The organism is Streptomyces sp. SID13031, from assembly GCF_010548305.1.
Taxonomy (GTDB): domain Bacteria; phylum Actinomycetota; class Actinomycetes; order Propionibacteriales; family Kribbellaceae; genus Kribbella.
In genome coordinates this window covers 1-397 of record NZ_JAAGLV010000110.1, presented here as the reverse complement: position 1 = coordinate 397, position 397 = coordinate 1, and the positions used below count along the sequence as shown (strand labels likewise).

Below are 397 nucleotides of genomic sequence, written 5' to 3'. Positions count from 1 at the left end.
ACCGGTGCGACGTACGCGCGCAAGAACGTCCTGCGCTACGGCGAGAACCCGCACCAGCCCGCCGCGCTCTACACCTCGGGCGAGGGCGGTCTCGCGGAGGCCGAGCAGCTGCACGGCAAGGAGATGTCTTACAACAACTACACGGACACCGACGCCGCCCGCCGCGCCGCCTACGACCACGCCGAGCCGTGCGTCGCGATCATCAAGCACGCCAACCCGTGCGGCATCGCCGTCGCCGACGACATCGCCGAGGCCCACCGCAAGGCGCACGCCTGCGACCCGCTCTCCGCGTTCGGCGGGGTCATCGCGGTCAACCGCCCGGTCACCGTAGCGCTGGCCGAGCAGGTCGCGGAGATCTTCACCGAGGTCGTCGTCGCACCGGCGTACGAAGACGGCG

Annotated in this window: 1 pseudogene; it reads left to right on the top strand. The window is 71.0% G+C overall.

The annotated features are described in order from the left end of the window. A pseudogene (gene purH / locus G3I17_RS39470) lies at positions 1–397 on the top strand (bifunctional phosphoribosylaminoimidazolecarboxamide formyltransferase/IMP cyclohydrolase); the annotation flags it as partial.